The organism is Micromonospora halophytica, from assembly GCF_900090245.1.
Lineage (GTDB): Bacteria > Actinomycetota > Actinomycetes > Mycobacteriales > Micromonosporaceae > Micromonospora > Micromonospora halophytica.
On the sequence record NZ_FMDN01000002.1, the window covers coordinates 403,064 to 421,183 of the forward strand.

Here is an 18,120-nt window from a genome sequence, read left to right on the forward strand (position 1 = left end):
GGCGCCATGTTCGACCTGCTCGTGATCGGCGGCCTGGGAGTGGACCTGCGGGTCCGCGTGCCGGCGCTCCCGCTGCCCGCCGCCGACTCGCTGACCGTCCCTCCGGTCCAGGCCCGGATCGGCAACACCGGCGCCGGGGTGGCCCTGGCCGCGCACGCCCTCGGGCTGCGGGTGGCCCTGGTCGACGTGCTCGGCGCCGACCCGGCCGGCGAGGTGGTCCGCGCGGCGCTGGCCCGGACCTCGGTGCACACCGTGCTCGCGGAGAGCCCCGGCGGCACCCGGCAGTCGGTGAACCTGGTGGACCCGGCGGGGCGGCGGATGTCGCTGTACGACCCGGCCCCCTGGACGGGCCCGGACGCCCCGTTCGGCGACGACCGGCTCGCCGCGCTGGTCCGGGACGCCGCCCACGTACACGTCTCGATCATGGACTGGGCGCGGGACCGGCTGCCGGTGCTGCGCGCGGCCCTGCCCGGCGGGGTGGCGCTCTCCACCGACCTGCACGACTGGGACGGGCAGAACCCCTACCACCGCCCGTTCGCCGAGACGGCGGACCTGGTCTTCGTCAGCGGCGTACGGCTGGGCGCGGACGCGGACGCGCTCGCCGCCACGCTGGCGCCCCGGACGGTGCTGGTGACCCGGGGCGCGGACGGTGCCGACCTGTACCCGGGCGACGGCGGGCGGCGCCAGGTGCCGGCCACCGTGCCGCCCGCCCCGGTGGTCGACAGCAACGGCGCCGGGGACGCCTTCGCCGCCGCGCTGATCGCCGGCCGGCTGGCCGGCGGGGCGTTGCCGGACGCGGCCGCGTACGCCGCCCAGGTCGCCGCCGCCGCCTGCACCCACGACGGCATGGAGTACCCGCCGGGCCTGCTGCCGCGCCGCTGACCCGCCGTTTCGCGGCCCCGCCCCGTCCCGCGCGCCCGGTGCGGACGGGCGGGCCTCAGACCGCGCCGGTCTCGCCGTCGGTCAGTTCGCGGAGGATGTCGGCGTGCCCGGCGTGCCGGGCGGTCTCCTCGATCATGTGCACCAGGATCCAGCGCAACGACACCTCGCCGAGTTGCGGCTGCCCGACGACGTGGTCCAGCGGGAACCGGGCGGCCACCTCGCGGGAGCGCGCGCAGGCCGCCTCGTACGCCTCGACGACGGACTCCAGGGTCTCCCCCTCGGCCAGGGCGAAACTCGCGGCCGCATCCTCCTCGGAGGTGGGGAACCGGTCGCCCGGGGCGGGGTCGAGCAGGATCGGGAACCAGTTGCGTTCGATGACGGCCAGGTGCTTCACCAGGCCGGCGAGGGTGGTCGCGGAGGGCACCAGGCGGCGGGTGGCGTCGGCGTCGGTCAGCCCGCGCGCCTTGCGCAGCACGACGGAGCGGTGGAAGTCGAGGAACGCTTCGAGGATGGCGCGTTCGTCACCGGTGCGGGCCACCACCGGCCCGAGGGTGGGATCGATCTGAATGTCCGCCATTCGGCGGACCCTAGTCGGCGGGTGGGCGGGCCCGCTGCCCCGGCAAACCCTGCGGAGCCGCGATCTTCCGGGCAGGATGGGCACATGGCATCAACGGTGAGGATTCCCCTGGTGGACGGCCCGGCCGACGGCGAGACGATCGACGCCGAGCTGGACAGCAACGACCGTCCCCCGCTGACCCACCACCACCTGGGCGCGGAAGGGCTGGCCGACGCCCAGATCTACGAGCTGGAGTCCGTCGGCGAGCAGTGGTGCTACCGCTGGCGGGGCCCGGCGGTCTGAGCACCCGAGCATGTCGGGCGTCGGGCCGGGTCACGCCGGTGCGGTCAGGCGGCCATCCGGGCCAGGGTCCGGTTGCGCAGGCTCTCCAGCACCGCGCGGGTGACCTGGGAGGTGCCCTTGGCCTGGTCGCAGACGTCGGCGACGCGCCGGGCGGTCTCGTCCGCGCGGGACTCCCGCTCGTCCCAGAGCCGGTCCACCTCCGCGAGCAGCGGACCCTCCACCTCGCGCTCCACGCCGCGCAGCGCCGGCACCCCGAGCCGCTGGGCGAGGTCGAAGACCTTCCCGGCGTACGGCAGGGGCAGGAACGGGGTGCCCACCATCGCGGCGAAGATCAGGAAGTGCAGCCGCATGCCCACAGCCAGGTCGAAGTGCTTCATCAGGCCGAGCACCTGCCGAGGTGAGTAGTCGCCGTGCAGGATCCGGCCCCGGTCGGCGGCGACCATGTGCGACAGCACGCCGTGCGAGTGCCGGATGTCGTCACGCTCCATCGGCACGAAGAGCACGTACGCGTCGATCCGCTGCACCAGGAAGTCCCCGATCTGGGCGATCAGCCGGTGGTACCCGTCGACGTCGAGCCGCTCGGCGGCCCGGCCGGGCTCGCGGACGCTCAGTCCGACCAGCCGACGGCCGGCCGGAACGCCCTCCTCCCGTAGCAGCCGGGCGGGGAACTCCTCCGGTTCCAGCAGGAACGCCGGGTCGGCGGTGACGGTGATCGGGTTGAGCAGACCGGCCTCCTCCAGCACCATCCGGGACTCCTGGTCCCGCACGGTCACCTCGGTCGCCCCGGCCAGCGTCTCCCGGACCATGCCGGTGTCCACCCCGTCGTTGAGCGGCCCGACGCCGACCGCGTACGTCAGCAGGGGCAGCCCGCGTTCCTGGGCGACCCGGACGACCCGGAGGTAGCGGCGGGCCTCCCGGTCGTAGAGGATGCCGCCGCCACCCAGGATCAACAGGTCGAGCTGGGCCAGCACCTCGGCGGAGTCGACCCGGCTGACGCCTTCCCAGGGCACCGCCTCCACGTCGGGATGGGCGAGGGCGGTGTGGGCGGGATTGCGGGAGAAGACGATGATCCGGGCGTTCGGCTCCTGCTGGCGCAGGTCGGCCAGGAGGCCGGTGAGGATCGCCTCGTCGCCGAGGTTCCGGCCGCCGTACGAACCGAGCACACCGATGGTCAGTCCGGTGTCGTCTCTCATCCGTCACTCCTCCCCCGGGATACGTCCGGGGCGGTTTCCCGCTGCGGGCCGGGCCATGCCTCGGCGCGCGGCGACGCGCCGGGTGGTCGCCGGCTCCTGGTCACCGGGGACGCTCAGCCGCGCCTCGGCACTGCGTCGCGCGGGGCGACGCCCCGGTGCAGCCGTCGCGGCGGCGGGTGCAGAGCTGCTCTGCACCCGGATGCGCGACGCTCAGCCGGGGCGGCCGAGCAGCCGGGACACCAGGGCCGAGACCACCTCGTCGGGGTCGAACCCGGCGTCGATGGAGGTGCTGAGCAGGTCGAGCAGGAGCCCGTCCACCGCGTAGTGCAGCAGGGCCACCTCGAAGGCCCCGCCGGGCAGCCCGGCCGCGACGTGGAAGGCGACGTCGTCGCGGTAACCGCGGCGCAGGGTCTCTCCGAGGACGCGGGCCAGCCCGGGGCGGCGTACGGCCTCCAGTCGCAGTTCGATCAGCGCGCGGGTCAGCTCGGGCTGGGCGGTGGTCCGCTCGACGATGTAGCGCACGTAGTCGGTGAGCAGTTCCGGCGAGGGCTCGCGGGCGGCCAGCTCGGCGAGCCGGTGCTCGTCCGGGGCGAACCGTTCCATGATCCGCTCGCCGAGCGCGCCGAGCAGCGCGTCCCGGGAGCGGAAGTAGTTCGACGCGGTGCCGACCGGCACGCCGGCCTCGGCGTCGACGGCGCGGTGGGTCAGCCCCCGCGCCCCGGTCGCTGCCAGCACCCGCAACCCCGCGTCGGCCAACGCCGCCCGCCGCTCCACGTTCCTCGCCACGAAAATCACCCTAGCGCAACCACAACAGATGTTGTAGTTTCTCAACCACGACAGCAGTAGTGATTGAGGAGTTCGGGTGCGCAAGCTCGTGTACTACATCGCCAGCACTCTCGACGGCTTCATCGCCGCCCCCGACGGGTCGTACGACTTCTTCCCGCTCGACGACGACGTGCGGGAGCACCTGGTGGCGCACTGGCCCCAGACGTTCCCCGGCGTCGCCCACGGGCACTTCGGCATCGACCGGCCGCAGGGGCGGTTCGACGCGGTGGTGATGGGCCGACACACCTACGACCCGGCCCTGGCGCTCGGCGTCACCAGCCCGTACGCCCACCTGAAGCAGTACGTCTTCTCCCGCTCCCTGGCCCCGGCCGACTATCCGGACGTGGAGATCGTCGACGGCGACCCGGTCGCCTTCGTCCAGGAGCTGAAGCGGCGCGACGGTGGGGACATCTGGCTCTGCGGCGGCGGCAGGCTCGCCGGGCAGCTGCTCCCCGAGGTGGACGAGCTGGTCGTCAAGCTCAACCCGTTCCTGCTCGGCAGCGGCGTGCCGATCGTCGACCGGGAGTTCGACCCGCGCCGACTCCGCCTGGTGGAGACCCGCCCCTTCGACAGTGGAGTGGTCGTCCTGCGCTACCTCGCCGGGTGAGCCGGTTATCCGGTTGTCCCGCACCGGCGACGTCCACCACCGTGGACGGATGGGTGAGCCCACGAGGACCCGGATCGGCTGGCGGGACCTGCCCGAGCACGTCCGGTCCGCCGTGCAGGAGATCCTCGGCGACCGGGTGGTCGCCGCGGTCTCCCAGCCCGGCGGATACTCCCCCGGCACCGCCGACCGGGTCCGCACCGCGGGTGGCGGGCGGGCGTTCGTCAAGGCGGTCTGCCCCGCGTTGAACGCGCACAGCGTCGCGCTGCACCGCGCGGAGGCGGCCGTCGCGGCCGGGCTGCCCGGGTACGCTCCGGCACCCCGGCTGCTGGGCCACCACGACGACGGCGAGTGGGTCGCGCTGGTCTTCACCGACGTGGCCGGGCGGCACCCGCGGACCCCGTGGCGGGACGACGAACTGGCCACCGTGCTGCGGACGCTGGAGGAGCTGGCGGTCACCCTCACCCCCAACCCGGTCCCGCACGCCCCGGCCGCCGCCGAACGGCTGGCAACGGACTTCACCGGCTGGCACCGGATCGCCGCCGACCCACCCGCCGACCTCGACCCGTGGGCCCGGGCGCACCTGCCCGAGCTGTGCGCCGCCGCCGAACGGGGCCTGACCGCCCTCGACGGTGACACCCTCTGCCACGTCGACCTGCGGGCCGACAACCTGCTGCTCGACCCGGCCGGCGCGGTCACCGTGGTCGACTGGCCGCACGCCTGCCGGGGCCCGGCCTGGCTCGACACCGCCCTGCTGCTGGTCAACGTCCTGCTGCACGGCGGGCACGACATCGAGGCGCTGCTGCGCCGGCTGCCGCTCACCGCCGCCGTCGACCCCGACACCCTGACCGGTGTCCACGCCGGCCTGGCCGGGTTCTTCCTCGACGGCGCCCGGCGACCGCCGCCGCCCGGCATCCCGACCGTCCGGGCGTTCCAGCGGGCCCAGGGCGACGCGCTGCTGCCCTGGATACGGCACCGGCTGCGCTGAGCGGACCGGCGGCCCGTGACTGGTGGGAGCGCGCGCCGGACGAGGCGTCCGATGACCGCCAGACCCGCCGGCCGCCGCCGACGAGGCTGAATGCCATGACGACGACACTTCTCGACGGCAAGGTGGCCCTCGTGACCGGCGGCAGCCGGGGCATCGGGGCGGCGACCGCGCTGCGGCTGGCCGCCGACGGCGCCGACGTGGCCGTGACCTGGCGGCAGGACGCCGAACAGGCGGCCACGGTGGTGAAGCGGATCGAGGCGACCGGCCGCCGGTCGCTCGCATCGGTCACTGCGGCGCCCGGACCTCATGCGTGAGGAAGGGCAGGACGGCGGCAGGCAGGGCCGGCGAGGCGACGATGTCGTAGTGGGTCAGGCCGGGCAGCACGGCCAGCCGGGAGGCGGGCCGGTCGGTGCCGTCCCAGCCGGCGTCGCGGTGCCCGCCACCGAGCAGCCCGTAGAAGTGCGCCATGTGGGTCACCGGGATCGCGTCGGCGTCGGCGTAGACCAGCAGGGTGGGGGTGGCGAGCGCGGCCACCTCCGCCGACCAGTCGTACTCGCGGCGCAGCAGCTCACCGGTGCGGGCCCACAGTCGCGGCCAGTCCTCGGGGCGGGGGGCGATCCGGGCGTACAACTCGTGCGGGGGTGTGCCGCGCATCTGCTCGCCGACCCGCTCGTCCTGGGCGGCCATCGCGGCCAGCACCTCCGGGTACCAGCCCTGTCGCCGACAGGGCGTGGAGACCAGCACCAGCCGGCGGACCAGCCCGGGATGCTGGATCGCGGTACGCAGCGCGACCCCGCCGCCGAGCGAGTAGCCGAGCACGTCGGCCTCGGGCAGGTCGAGGTGGCGCAGCAGTGCGGCGACGTCGTCGGCCAGCGACTCGTACCGCAGTGGACGGTCGACGTCGGCGGTGCGGCCGTGGCCCTGGAGATCGACGGCGATCACCTGCCGCCGGGCGGTGAGGGCGGGCAGGACCGGGGCGAACATCTCCACCGCGCCGTACCCGCCGTGCAGCAGCACCAGGGGTCGGCCGTTGCCGTGGACCTCGTACCAGAGGCGCAGGCCGTTGACGTCCGCGTAGCCCACCGTCGCCTCCCGTCGGTCCCCGTCAGGTGATTCTGGTACGCCCCGAAGACCCCGCGCGGGCGGCGCGCGGGTCCCCACCGCCGGGGCGTACCCGGGGGCGACGCCGCGCCGGCACGTCGCAGCCGGCCCGGTCATCCCGGTCGGACGCACGGGTCGGTGACCGTGTAGGTCGGGCTCTGCGCCGTACGGCCGTCGGCGGCGGTGGCCCGCACCGACCAGGTCAGCGTCGACGCGCTCAGGGACCCGATGGTGGCCTGTGCGGCCGATCCGTCCACGGTCGCGGCCCGGGCCGACGTCCTGCCCCCGGAAGGTGTCCAGCGGACCTCGGCGTTCCGGAGCGTGGCGCTGCCGGTGGCCCGTACGGCGAGGCTGTAGGTCTGCGCGCCGCACCGCACCGCGCCGGTGGCGGAGACCGTGAACGGCGCGGTGACCCGTGGCGGGCCGGTCGGTCGGGGCGCGGTCGGCACCGGGGTCGGCGTCGGCGGGGTGCCGTCCGGCACGACTTCGGGCGCGGTCGGCGCGGCGGGCGTACCCGGCCGGGCCGCACCGGCTGCGTCCGCCGGCCCGGTGCCGGTCCCGGGCGTCGCGCCGGCGGGGTCGGCCGACGCCGTCGTGCCGGGTGCCTGGTTGCCGGCCGCCGTGGCCGCCCCGGACGGCAGCGGCGCGGCGGCGGGTGCCACCGGCTCACCGGCCCGTGACCCGATCGTCCCGGCCACCGGTCGACCGGAGCCGTCCTGCGCGGTCGGGCGACCGGGCGCCAACGCCCAGGCGCCGAGCACGGCGAGCAGGATCAGCGGAGCCGCCGTCGCGGCTACCCGGCGACGTCGGCGGCGGCGCTCCGGCGAGGTGGTCCGCACGGGGTGCGGCGTATCGCGCGGCACCGCCGTCGGGTCCGCCGACCCCGCCGCGCGATCCGGGAGTACCGCCCCACCGTCCGCGGGCACGGCCGGCATCGCCGCCTGCTGCGCGGGCTCCGCCAGGTGCTCGGGGGCCACGGCCGCATCACCCGGCGACACGGCCACACGGTCCGGCGCCGCCGCACCGTCCGGATGCACCGCCGCACGATCCGAGGACGCCGCCTCGGCCGTCGCCGGCGGGGGCGCGTCGACCGGGCCGTCCACCGGACCGGCGGGCTCGTCGGCCGCCGGCGTCAGGTCGGTCGCCGGCTCGAACCGCACCGCACCCGCCTCGACCGCCGGCTCGGCCACGTCGATCGCGTCGGCCGGCACGTCGATCGCCTCGATGAGTCGCGGCCACACGCTCTCGGCGACGACCAGGAAGGCCGGTGCCGTGTACGCAGACAGCAGCACCGCCGGGCTGAGCTGCTCCTGCCGCAGCGATCCGCACACCACGCAGCTCTCGATGTGCCGCGAGACCCGCTTGCGCAGGATCGGGGTGAGCCGGCCCTGCCAGCCGTCGATCAGGCCGGCGAGGGCGGGGCAGTCCCGGGCCCCGGTGCGGGCCACCAGCAGCGCCCCCAGCGCCCGTTCGAGCTGCGAGCGGGCGCGGGACAGTCGGGCGTGCGCGTGGTTGGCGGGCACCCCGAGGGCCGCGCCGATGTCGGCGGACGACAGGTCGTGGCGGATGGCCAGGTGGACCACCTCGCGGTCGCCCGGGTTCAGCGCGTCGGCCGCGGCATGCACCAGGTGGCGTACCTGCGCGGCGTTGACGCCGGTGGCCGGGTCGGCGATGTCGGCCACCGGCTCGCCGGCCTCCTCCAGCGGCAGGGATCGGGACCGGTCCCGCAGCTGTCGGAGGCATTCGTTACGCACGATCGCGTACAGCCAGGGGCGCAACCGGGCGGGCTCACGGAGCTGGCCGATGCGCTGCCCGGCGGTGAGGAACGCGTCGTGGACGGCGTCCGCGGCGGCCTCCGGCTCCCGCAGCACGGTCCGGGCGTACGTGTACAGCCGGTCGGCGTACCGCCGGTACATGCCCTCCAGGCCGGCCCGCTCACCGCGGCGCACCGCCTCCACCAGGGCGATGTCGTCCTGTGCCGCCGTGTCCATCCGTGTCCCCCGCTGCTCGTCGACCGTCCCAGTAGAACCGCCGAATTTTTTCTTCGGAACTTTCTGTTGGCATCCCGACCCGGGCGCGCTCCTACCGGTGTCGCACCGAACATCCGTAGGAGAGGAAGACACCATGCGAGAAGGATCGAACCGTATCCGGTGGTCGCGTCGCACCCCCGCCCTCGTCGGGTCCGCGCTGAGCGCGCTCGTGCTCGGCCAGTTGGCCCTCACCGGCCCGGTGGCGGCGGTGCCCGGCCTGAGCATCAAGACCACGACCGGTCCCAGCAACAGCTTCGCGAAGTCGCAGAACGCGACCTGCCCGGCCGGCACCGTGGTCATTGGCGGTGGTGGCGCGATCACCGGTTCGGGGCTCGGGCAGGTCGGCATGGACATCATGAAGCCACTGATCGGCGGGACCACGTTCTCGGTGACCGGACGCGAGGACGAGAACGGCGTCGCCGGCAACTGGGCGGTCACGGCGAGCGCGGTGTGCGCCCCGGCGCCCAAGGGCCTGGTGACCGTGTCCGGCAGTTCGGCGACCAGCTTCGGCTCGTCCAACTGGTTCGAGAAGTCCTGCCCGCTCGGCAAGCATGCCATCGGGGTCGGTGGCGCGGTCGTCGGGGCGTCGAACAGCGAGGTCGTCCTCGAGGATCTGCGCATCCACCAGAGCAGCGTCGTGGTGGCCGGCGCCGAGGACGGCACCGGCTTCGACAAGACGTGGTGGCTGGACGCCACCGCGATCTGCGCGGACCCGCTGCCCGGCGAGAAGCGTGTCACCAACGACAGCGTCTACAGCTCCGCCGCGACCCGGTCGGTCACGGCCACCTGCCCCAGCGGTACCCGGGTGCACGGTGTGGGCGGCGAGATCCTCGGCGGTGACGGCCAGGTCCGCCTGACCGAGATGCGGCCCACGACCTCGACCACGGTCAGGGTCGCTGCCGCCGAGGACGAGAACGGCTTCAGCAGCAACTGGAAGGTCCGCGCGTACGCCGTCTGCGCGAGCTGACCCGCCGGTGTGGTGGTCCGCGTCGGACGTCCGATGCGGACCACCCACGCTCGGCCGCTCCACGGTCCGGGGCGGTGACGTCGCGCCGGTCCCTGGCCGTCGTGCCGGCGAGCCAGGATGGCTCCGCCGCTGCGTACCCGGTGGCATGTGATCAGGCAGGTGTCCGGGCGAGGCCGGCCGGACCGCCACGGGGCGACGGCGGTCCGGCCGGCGTGGCGCAGCATCGCCCTGACCACCAGTGGGTGCACCAGGCGTACGGCGGCGAGGTAGGCGCGGCCGGACCGGGACCGGCTCGCCGCCAGGGTGGCCACGGTGACCGTCGTGCCGTCGCAGTCCGGCTCGACCAGGACGCCGGCTCGGAAGTCCAAATGGCCGGCCGCGGGGCTTCTGGTGACCGGGCCTGCCTCCGGCCTCGGATCGGCACCGCTTCCGGGATGACGGACCGAGACGACGACTGAGACGACTTGGCCGCCCGTCATCCGGCGGCCCGATTCTGTCCGCTGGTCGTTGTGTGGGCGCGACAGGTTTGAGCCTATGCCCCCTACGACGGCAGCAGTTCCACAGCTGTTTCCCAGACGGCGTACGGGAAGGCCACCAACAGCAGCAGGCCGCTGCCGACGAGCCTCCACATGCTCACCGGGTGGCCGCCGCGACGCGAAGATCGAACATCCCGCACATTGATCAAGAACACCAGAGCGATGAACGCGACCATGATCCACACCCAAAGCAGGGACTCGTCCATGGCCTGCGATTGTCCGTCGGTTGCCATCCCGAGCCAACTCGGTCACTTGCACGGCCCTGTGACCGCCGACGAAACACACACTCGGTGACCCCCTGCCGTCGGTATGCCAAGTCGATGGCAGGCGGGACGGCCTACCGCAACCACCCACGGACCGCGAGCCGCCGACGCAGCCCCGGCCGTCCTGGAGCCGGAGCGCCCGGCGCAGCAGCGGTATCGCGCCCGTGCGGGCTGGTGGTCAAGTGCCACCGATCAGCGCCGAGGTCTCCACACCCGAACACCCTCCGAACACCTCGATCGACGCGTTCCTCGCAGCGGCGCACACGGACCCTGCATCGATCTCGTGGGACACCTGCTGGCCGAGCGAACACGACCGGAGCGGATTCGAACTCGCCATCAACGGGTGCGAACTGTGGCACGCTCCGGCGCCGCCCGGCCACAGTCTCTACGTACACGTCCATCCGGCCAGACCCGAGCTCGCAGACGACCTCGCGGCAGCAGTAGGAGGACAGGTCACGGGCGAGCCCGCACTGGGCTGGTGAACGCCGGACACATCCGCACAGGCATGGAGAACAGACATCGCCGACAGCCGGCGGCGCTCGCCTCGGATGGAGTCGGGCGTCCCGCCGCACGTCGTCCAGGCCATCGCCCGCCACGCCGACGTGAAGATCACCCTGATGTCTGGCGGCGTCCTTGCCCGTGCTGGCTTTCAGGTCAACGTACGTCGGCGGCTTCCCCTGGCTCCTGGCGTTTGGCGCTGTTGCGGTCACTGTTGCTGTCAGTATGGTCGGCCACGATCTGGATGCTTATCTGATCTCCGAGCTAGCAGAACCCGAGTCGGCGAGCGAGCCGTCGTGAAGGCTCGGGGCGCGCCCGCCACTGCGGTAGTAGTTCGTTCCGTAGCGCCTCGGCCACCGCTGCGGAGGCCACCGCGCCGGCCAACCCTCGGCCCCGACAGTCGGAGCTAGTCAGCACACCCAGGTGAGCGACCGAGCTTGGCCACCGGCGGTAACCAGCCGCTGCCACCACCCGCCCACCGTCCCGAATCACGAAAAACAGACGACGTGACATCGTCGATACCGCTCTCCGCGGCCTCGCCCTCGGAGACGCCTGCCAATAGTGCACCGAGATCGGGATGCCCGGGGAGCATCCGCTCGATGTCAGCAGCCGCCATCGCCGGCCTGAAGTCCTTCTCGTCCAAGTACGCCAGAGCGGCGGGACCGAGCACGTCGACGACTCCGGGCTCACCGCTCCATCGCTCCTCGGCAACGGCACAACGCACCGGCCGGTCAGCGAGCGCTTCCCGCAAGAACCGGGCGGTCAGAGCGTCCGGCGCGGTGGCAATACCGGCATCGCCCAGCACCACGATGCCCGCCCACTTCGAGCGAACTAGGGTTGGCGAGGTGCCTCGCTACGCTGTCGGTCTGCCGAATGTCGGACCTTTCGCTGACCCCGGATACTCGTCGATCTGGCCGTCGCGGCTGAGGAGCAGGGCTGGGATGGCGTCTCGGCGGGCGACTCCCACATGCACCACTGCTGTCACCGCCCCGGGAAGTGATCTTCTCGGGGCGGTGAAGGGTGGGCGCGGCAGGTTTCGAACCTGCGACCCCTCGCTTGTAAGGCGAGTGCTCTCCCACTGAGCTACGCGCCCGGAACGCCCCGTACGGCGGGCCGGAGGTTGGCAAGCTTACCTGCCGGCCTCCGGCCCGGTCGAACGGTGTGCCCGGTGGGGCGTCAGGCGGCGACGGCCTCCGCGAGGGCCTTGCGCCAGCCCTGCTGGTCGCGCGCCTCCCCCGGCATGTTCATCTCGGCGAACCGGACGACGCCGGCCTTGTCGATCACGAACGTGCCCCGGTTGGCGATGCCCGCCACGTCGTTGAAGACGCCGTACGCCTGGGCGACCGCCCCGTGCGGCCAGAAGTCGGCCAGCAGCGGGAACTGGTAGCCCTCCTTGTCGGCCCAGATCTTGTGGGCGTAGACCGAGTCGACGCTGACGGTGAGGACCTGGACGTCGTCGTTGACGTACTCGTTGAGGTTGTCCCGCACCTCGCAGAGTTCACCCTGGCAGATGCCGGTGAAGGCGAGCGGATAGAAGACCAGCAGCACGGTGCGCCTACCCCGGTAGTCCGAGAGCCGGACCTCCTGGTTGTTCTGGTCCTTGAGCACGAAGTCCGGCGCCTCGGCGCCAACCTCGATCGGCATGCGAGCTCCTTGGGTCGATTCTGGAGGTGACATCAGCCTGCCACACCCGGCGGCGGCTGCCGCCGGGTGACGGCGCTCGGGCTACTTCTTGCCCTTGGAGCCGCGCCGCAGCACGAGGCGGGCGCCGCTCCAGTCCCGTCCGGCGTTGACGGTGGAGGTCTGCTGGAGGCCGGCGGTCTGCGCCGACTCGGCGACCTCGCTCGGCTCGACGTGCCCGTCGCGGCCGGCCTTCGGGGTCAGCAGCCACACGACACCGGCGTCGGCCAGCGGGCCGAGGGCGTCGACGAGGAGTTCGAAGAGGTCACCGTCGCCGTCGCGGTACCACACCAGCACCGCGTCGACCACCTCGTCGGTGTCCTCGTCGACCAGATCTCCACAGCGGTCGGTCAGGGCGTCGCGGAGATCGGCGTCGACGTCGTCGTCGTACCCCATCTCCATGACGACCATCCCCGGCTCGATCCCGAACCGGTCCGCCAGGCTGCGTACCCCGTCGGCGGCCTGACCAGCGGTCGCGCTCACTGTCGCGTGCCTCCTCATCTCATCCTCGCCCGACGGCGTCGTCGACGCCGTCGGGCCAAGTCCACACAGTTGCGGCCCTCCGCGCAAGTGGCGCACCGGGTGGAACGGAATTTACCGTGCCAGCAGGGCGCGGGCACCCTGGGTGATGGCTTCCTCGGAGACCAGAACCTGACGTGCCGCCGGGCCTAATGGTACAAACGAGTCAATTGCGGCTACTCGCCGCGCGGCTCCGACATACCCGGCGTCCACCAGGGCCGCGATGATCCCCTCGCCCACCCCGCCGGAGCGGCGCGTCTCGTCCACCACCAGCACCCGGCCGGTCGCCGACGCCTCCCGGATGATGTCCGCCACGGGCAGCGGGGCCAGCCAGCGCAGGTCCACCACCCGGGTGCCGATCCCCTCGTCGGCGAGGGTGGCCGCCGCCCGCAGCGACATCCGCACCCCGTTACCGAAGGTGAGGATCGTGACGTCCTCGGCGGAGCCGACGCCGTAGACCCGGGCCCGGCCGATCGGCACGTGCCCGGCCGCCCACGCGCCAGGTTCGGCGTACTGCCCCAGCCACTCGCCGTCGCCCGGCTCGTACAGGTCACGGACGTGGTAGAGGGCGATGGGCTCCAGCAGGACGCTCACCGTGCCGTCCACCGCCGCGGCGGCCAGGCAGGTCCGCAGCAGGGGCGCGGCGTCGTCCGGCCGCGCCGGCACCGCGATCACCAGACCGGGCACGTCCCGGAGTACGGCCACCGAGTTGTCGTTGTGGAAGTGCCCGCCGAAGCCCTCCTGGTACGCCAGCCCCGGCACCCGCACCACCATCGGGTTGCGGAACGCACCCTGCGAGAAGAACTGCATGGTGGCCGCCTCGCCGCGCACCTGGTCCTCCGCGTTGTGCAGGTACGCCAGGTACTGGATCTCCGGCACCGGCAGCATCCCGGCCAGCCCGGCGCCCAGGCCGAGCCCGAGCACCGACGTCTCGTCGAGCAGCGTGTCGAAGACCCGGGCCGCGCCGAACTTCTCCCGCAGCCCCTTCGTCACCCCGTACACCCCGCCCTTGGCGGCGACGTCCTCGCCGAAGACCGCCATGCCGGGGTGGGCGAGCATGGCGTCGGCGAGCGCCGCGTTGACGCTCTGCGCGAGGGTGAGCGGGCCGGCCAGCTCCGGCGGCTTCCCGCCGAACAGTTCGGCGCGCATCCCCGCGCCCGGCCCGGCGGCCCGGGCGGCCAGTTCGGCCACCGTGGCGGCGACCCGGGCCGGCCGGCGCGGCGCCAACGGGGCCACCACCTCGGCGACGCTGCCCAGCTTCGGCTCCTCCAGCACCTCCTCGGCGATCCGGCGGACCTGCCAGCCGCGTTCGTCGTACCGGGTGAGCAGTTCCTCGCCGGTGGCCATCCCCGCCTCCACCAGCATCCGGGCGGTGGCCAGCAGCGGGTCGCGCGCCTCGTCGGCGGCGATCTCGGCGGTGCTGCGGTACGCGGTCTCGGCGTCGGCTCCCGCGTGTCCCATCAGCCGTACCGTGCGCAGGTGCAGCACCGCCGGCCGACGGTGCCGCCGCACCCAGGCCGCGGCCTCGGCCGCCACCGCGTACGTCCCGACCGGGTCCTCGCCGTCGGCGGCGAAGTACCGCACCCCGGGACGTGCCCGCAACGCCCGCTCGACCCAGCCCTCCGGCGAGCGGACGCTGATGCCGAGGCCGTTGTCCTCGCAGAGGAAGAGCACCGGGATACGCAGTCCGGTGTGGTCGTACCAGCCGGCGGTGTTCAGCGCGGCGGTGGCGCTGGCGTGGTTGACCGAGGCGTCGCCGAAGGAGCAGACCACGATGGCGTCCCGGGGCCAGGGCGAGCGCAGCGGGGTGTCGCCGCCACGCCGGCCGGCGCTCTCGACCCGGCGCAGCCGTTCCAGGGCGAGTCCGAGGCCGACCGCCCGGGGCAGGTGCGAGGCGATCGTCGAGGTGGTCGGCACGACGGCCAGGTCGGCCCGACCGAAGACCTTGTGCCGACCCCCGGCGATCGGCTCCTGCGCCGAGGCCACCATGCCGCGCAGCACGTCCCGCGCCGCGGCCGCGTACGCGTCGTCGCCGGGCCCGCCCGGTCCGCGGTCGGCCACGGCGGGCTCGGCGGTGGCCTCTCCACGCTGCCCCGGGTCCGCGCCGGCTGTGGGGCGCGCAACCGCCGCGTCGTCGGCGGCTGCCGCACCGGCCGACAGTTCGACGGTCACCGCCTCGGCGGTGCCGTCCGCCCCGACCCGGTACCCGGCCGTCACGGCGGCCTCGGTGACGGCGGGAACGGCGGGCCCGGAACCGGCGGTCGGCTCCGGCCCGCCGCCTGTCGGGTCCGCCACGTTGTCGTCGGGGCCGTCGTCGGCCGCGTCGTCGGGGCCGTCGGCAGCGGCGGAGCCACTGGCCGCGGGCGCACCGTCGGCGGGGCCGTCGGCAGCGGCGGAGCCGCTGGAGGTGGGCGTGCCGTCGGCGGGGCCCGGGGCGGGGAACTCGCCGGCGGCCTGGGCGGCACGGGTGCAGTAGAACGCTCCCGAGCGGTAGTGCAGCAGCGCCGGGTCGGTGGGGCGCAGCGCGGCGGCGACCACCGCGTTGGCCTCGTGACCGGCCGAGCCGATGGTGTAGTAGCCCTCGTCGAAGCTGCGCAGCCAGCGTCCGGCCAGGTCGAGCTGGCGGCTGGTGACCTGGGCGTCGAAGAGGGCGAGCAGGTGCCGCCCGGTCAGCGCGGCGCCGGCGCGCACCGGCTCGGCCGGGTCACGCCGCCGCTCGGGCTCGGGCAGCGCGCCCAGGGTCTCCCGGAACCGGTCGTCGAGATCTTGCGGGGTGGTCACGCGATCAGCATTACCGACGGAGGCCAGAGTCGCCCACTCAGACACGGTCCGCCGGACGGGCTCACACCGCCGTGCACCACAGCCACCTGGCGCGAGGCTCCTGTCCGCCCGTCAGGTGGCCACGGCGACGCCCAGGAGCAGCGCGAGGCCGGCGCAGAACCCGATGGTGTGGATGGCCTTGTCGTGTGCGGCCGGTTTCGTGGTCAGTTCGGGGACCAGGTCCGCCAGGGCGATGTAGATGAAGTTGCCGGCGGCGAACGGGATCAGCACCGCGACGTCGAGGTGGCCGGACAGGGCGTAGGCGGCGAGGGCGCCGAGCAGCACCGTGGAGGCGGACACCACGTTCCAGACCAGCGCGCGTCCCCTGCTCCAGCCGCTGTGCACCAGGATGCCGAAGTCACCCATCTCCTGCGGTATCTCGTGGGCTGCGGCGACCAGCCAGGTGACGATCCCCAACCGGATGTCGGTGACGAAGGCCGCGCCGATGGCCAACCCGCCGATGAGGTTGTGCAGGGCGTCCGCGACCAGGATCAGATATCCCACGGGACGGTGCGCGGAGACCGGCCGGTGGCAGTGGTGCCAGTGCAGGTACTGCTCGAGGATCAGGAAGGCCAGCAGCCCGGCGGCCAGCCAGACGTAGACGCCCAGGGAGTTGCCGAGCGCCGAGACCGATTCGGGCAGCATGTGGAACAGCGCGCCGCCGACCAATGAACCGGCGGCCAGCGCCACCAGGGGAAGGACGATCCGGTCGAAGATCCGGTCGGGGAGGATGAACGTCAGGCTGCCCGACAGCGCCAGCGCGGTCATCGCCGAGCCGGCCAGGACGATCCACACGAGTGTCGGCAACGCCCACCTCCCGTCCTCGATCCGGGTGCTGCCGGCCCTCTCCCGAGCGAGGACTGCAAGGCTGATCGGACCGGCCCGGGTCGACACCCGTCTCCATACCTACCGCAGCGACACGGTCACCGTGGTGAGACTCCGTCCTCGGACGGCAACCGCCGCCTGCACCGCCCTGCCGAACTGCCTCACCGTTGCCGGTCGGACGGCTCCGGGCAGCCGCCGTCGGAGACCTTCCACACCAGCTCGCGCAGGACGGCCAACTCCTCGGTGCTGAGCGGGGCGAGCAGCCGGGAGTCGGACATCACCCGGTGCACCCGCTCCCGCATCCGGCGGCCCGCCTCGGTGACGACCAGCGTCTTCTGCCGCCGGTCGGCGGGGTCGACCCGGCGTTCGACGAGGCCGGCCTGCTCCAGCTTGTCGACCAGGGCGGTCACGTTGGACCGGTCGCAGCGCAGCTGCTCGGCGAGGTCGCGGGCGGGCGACGGACGGTCCGGGTCGAGCTGGTGCAGGGCGCGCGCGGCGGCCGGTGTCAGCCCCAGCCCGGCGATGTCGACGTCCTGGTAGTGCCGGATGGCGGCGGCGATGTGCATGATCCGCCGGACCGCGTCGCCGGCCAGTTCGGCGCGGTCACCCGGGTCGACCCCGACGCTGCCTGTCATGCCGACAATGGTACGCAGGCCGCAACAGTTGACCTGCTCCACTGTCTAATGGGTCAACCAGCCTTGCCGATCATGAAGCCCACGGGTCGTCATCGACAGGCCGACGGCGAGCCGGGGCCAGGGTTCCCGCCCCTCACGCCCCGACGGCCGCGCAGCCTCCTGGAAAGAGTGGCTGTGCAGTGGTCGCGTGGCCACTCTTTCCAGGAAGGAGAGGTCACGGCGCGCGGCCCGGGATTCATGCCTGCCGGTCGCCCCCGGGGCGGACGTCAGCCGGGAAGGAAGGAGAAGCGGACCTGGCGGCTCGGGTTGTCGCCGTTGGTGTCGACCAGGCAGACCGACTGCCAGGTGCCGAGTTGGAGCCGCCCACCGAGCACCGGCAGCGTCGCGTACGGCGGGACGAACGCGGGCAGCACGTGGTCGCGCCCGTGCCCGGGCGAGCCGTGCCGGTGCCGCCAGCGGTCGTCGGTGGGGAGCAGGTCGTCCAGGGCCCGCAGCAGGTCGTCGTCGGAGCCCGCGCCGGTCTCGATGATCGCCAGGCCGGCGGTGGCGTGCGGCACGAAGACGTGCAGCAGCCCGTCTCCCTGCCCGGAGACGAACCGCTCGGCCTCGGCGGTGATGTCCAGGACGGTGGGCCGGGAACCGGTCCGGACGTTGATCACCTCACTACGCATACGGCGCATTCTGCCCCACCGCTCAGGAGTTGCCGTCGTCCGAGTCTCCCCGGTTCCGCCGACGGGCGCCGCGGACGCGGGACGCCGGGCGGCGCAGCCCTCGGTCGCACAAAGTTACTGGTGGGTACCTGTGTCGAGCGTCGCGTCTCCGGGCGGTGGGCGTGACGACGGGTGCCAACAGGGGGCAGGATGGCGCTAGAGACCTATCCCACACACACAACCGA

Annotated in this window: 19 protein-coding genes, 1 tRNA gene and 2 pseudogenes; 6 read left to right on the forward strand and 16 right to left on the reverse strand. The window is 73.6% G+C overall.

Translation table 11 applies throughout. The annotated features are described in order from the left end of the window. Window positions 1-6: 6 nt before the first annotated feature. Entirely contained in the window at window positions 7-882 is an 876-nt protein-coding gene (locus tag GA0070560_RS04480; RefSeq protein ID WP_091291633.1) for a carbohydrate kinase family protein, read from the forward strand. A 55-nt stretch (window positions 883-937) separates the two neighbouring features. Here the strand turns inward: GA0070560_RS04480 and GA0070560_RS04485 are convergent, their stop codons facing one another. Then, entirely contained in the window at window positions 938-1,459 is a 522-nt protein-coding gene (locus tag GA0070560_RS04485) for a DinB family protein (protein ID WP_091291635.1), read from the reverse strand. An 84-nt stretch (window positions 1,460-1,543) separates the two neighbouring features. On the opposite strand from GA0070560_RS04485, the gene GA0070560_RS04490 reads away from it, so the two are divergent. Continuing rightward, window positions 1,544-1,741 (forward strand): hypothetical protein, encoded by a 198-nt coding sequence (locus GA0070560_RS04490; protein ID WP_091291638.1) that lies wholly within the window; start codon window positions 1,544-1,546, stop codon window positions 1,739-1,741. A gap of 44 nt (window positions 1,742-1,785) precedes the next feature. Here GA0070560_RS04490 and GA0070560_RS04495 read toward each other — a convergent pair whose 3' ends face one another. Both GA0070560_RS04495 and GA0070560_RS04500 read right to left on the reverse strand, forming a co-directional pair. Then, window positions 1,786-2,934 carry a polysaccharide pyruvyl transferase family protein gene (locus GA0070560_RS04495; protein WP_091291640.1) on the reverse strand — a complete coding sequence of 383 codons (1,149 nt, stop codon included), beginning with the start codon at window positions 2,932-2,934 and terminating at the stop codon, window positions 1,786-1,788. Between the two features lie 210 nt (window positions 2,935-3,144). Then, window positions 3,145-3,720, reverse strand: coding sequence for a TetR/AcrR family transcriptional regulator (locus tag GA0070560_RS04500; protein ID WP_091291643.1), 576 nt, complete (start codon window positions 3,718-3,720; stop codon window positions 3,145-3,147). A 76-nt stretch (window positions 3,721-3,796) separates the two neighbouring features. On the opposite strand from GA0070560_RS04500, the gene GA0070560_RS04505 reads away from it, so the two are divergent. From GA0070560_RS04505 to GA0070560_RS29730, 3 genes and pseudogenes are all read left to right on the forward strand, one after another. Next, window positions 3,797-4,366: a dihydrofolate reductase family protein gene (locus GA0070560_RS04505; protein WP_091291646.1), complete on the forward strand. Its 570-nt coding sequence runs from the start codon at window positions 3,797-3,799 to the stop codon at window positions 4,364-4,366. A gap of 49 nt (window positions 4,367-4,415) precedes the next feature. Further along, entirely contained in the window at window positions 4,416-5,351 is a 936-nt protein-coding gene (locus GA0070560_RS04510) for an aminoglycoside phosphotransferase family protein (RefSeq protein WP_091291648.1), read from the forward strand. A 95-nt stretch (window positions 5,352-5,446) separates the two neighbouring features. Beyond that, a pseudogene (locus tag GA0070560_RS29730) lies at window positions 5,447-5,662 on the forward strand (SDR family NAD(P)-dependent oxidoreductase); the annotation flags it as partial. Here the strand turns inward: GA0070560_RS29730 and GA0070560_RS04520 are convergent. Next, window positions 5,637-6,434 carry an alpha/beta fold hydrolase gene (locus GA0070560_RS04520; protein WP_091291650.1) on the reverse strand — a complete coding sequence of 266 codons (798 nt, stop codon included), beginning with the start codon at window positions 6,432-6,434 and terminating at the stop codon, window positions 5,637-5,639. The pseudogene GA0070560_RS29730 and the gene GA0070560_RS04520 sit on opposite strands and share 26 nt — an antisense overlap. A 131-nt stretch (window positions 6,435-6,565) precedes the next feature. Next, complete coding sequence (locus GA0070560_RS04525) at window positions 6,566-8,443, reverse strand: RNA polymerase sigma factor (RefSeq protein WP_170839271.1); 1,878 nt, start codon at window positions 8,441-8,443, stop codon at window positions 6,566-6,568. Window positions 8,444-8,576: 133 nt separating this feature from the next. On the opposite strand from GA0070560_RS04525, the gene GA0070560_RS29310 reads away from it, so the two are divergent. Next, window positions 8,577-9,449, forward strand: coding sequence for a hypothetical protein (locus GA0070560_RS29310; protein WP_245675350.1), 873 nt, complete (start codon window positions 8,577-8,579; stop codon window positions 9,447-9,449). A 281-nt stretch (window positions 9,450-9,730) separates the two neighbouring features. Here GA0070560_RS29310 and GA0070560_RS30210 read toward each other — a convergent pair. The 11 genes and pseudogenes from GA0070560_RS30210 to GA0070560_RS04575 all read right to left on the reverse strand — a co-directional run. Then, window positions 9,731-10,078, reverse strand: a pseudogene (locus tag GA0070560_RS30210) (hypothetical protein); the annotation flags it as partial. Further along, window positions 9,991-10,191: a hypothetical protein gene (locus GA0070560_RS04535; protein ID WP_139131436.1), complete on the reverse strand. Its 201-nt coding sequence runs from the start codon at window positions 10,189-10,191 to the stop codon at window positions 9,991-9,993. The pseudogene GA0070560_RS30210 and the gene GA0070560_RS04535, both read right to left, overlap by 88 nt. 819 nt (window positions 10,192-11,010) lie before the next feature. Next, window positions 11,011-11,259, reverse strand: coding sequence for a GNAT family N-acetyltransferase (locus tag GA0070560_RS30040; protein ID WP_091291657.1), 249 nt, complete (start codon window positions 11,257-11,259; stop codon window positions 11,011-11,013). Further along, window positions 11,153-11,554, reverse strand: coding sequence for a hypothetical protein (locus tag GA0070560_RS28585; RefSeq protein WP_170839258.1), 402 nt, complete (start codon window positions 11,552-11,554; stop codon window positions 11,153-11,155). The genes GA0070560_RS30040 and GA0070560_RS28585 overlap by 107 nt, the downstream gene beginning before the upstream one ends. 213 nt (window positions 11,555-11,767) lie before the next feature. Then, window positions 11,768-11,839 (reverse strand) — tRNA-Val (locus GA0070560_RS04545). Window positions 11,840-11,922: 83 nt separating this feature from the next. Beyond that, window positions 11,923-12,390: a peroxiredoxin gene (locus GA0070560_RS04550; RefSeq protein ID WP_091291659.1), complete on the reverse strand. Its 468-nt coding sequence runs from the start codon at window positions 12,388-12,390 to the stop codon at window positions 11,923-11,925. 81 nt (window positions 12,391-12,471) lie between these two features. Then, window positions 12,472-12,909 (reverse strand): DUF3052 domain-containing protein, encoded by a 438-nt coding sequence (locus GA0070560_RS04555; protein ID WP_091291661.1) that lies wholly within the window; start codon window positions 12,907-12,909, stop codon window positions 12,472-12,474. Between the two features lie 111 nt (window positions 12,910-13,020). Beyond that, window positions 13,021-15,726 carry a transketolase C-terminal domain-containing protein gene (locus GA0070560_RS04560; protein WP_091291663.1) on the reverse strand — a complete coding sequence of 902 codons (2,706 nt, stop codon included), beginning with the start codon at window positions 15,724-15,726 and terminating at the stop codon, window positions 13,021-13,023. 111 nt (window positions 15,727-15,837) lie between these two features. Further along, window positions 15,838-16,572, reverse strand: coding sequence for a ZIP family metal transporter (locus GA0070560_RS04565; protein WP_170839272.1), 735 nt, complete (start codon window positions 16,570-16,572; stop codon window positions 15,838-15,840). Window positions 16,573-16,751: 179 nt separating this feature from the next. Continuing rightward, window positions 16,752-17,225, reverse strand: coding sequence for a MarR family winged helix-turn-helix transcriptional regulator (locus tag GA0070560_RS04570; protein ID WP_091291665.1), 474 nt, complete (start codon window positions 17,223-17,225; stop codon window positions 16,752-16,754). Window positions 17,226-17,491: 266 nt separating this feature from the next. Beyond that, on the reverse strand, window positions 17,492-17,896 hold the full coding sequence (locus GA0070560_RS04575; protein ID WP_170839273.1) for a YjbQ family protein: 405 nt from the start codon (window positions 17,894-17,896) through the stop codon (window positions 17,492-17,494). Window positions 17,897-18,120 lie beyond the last annotated feature (224 nt).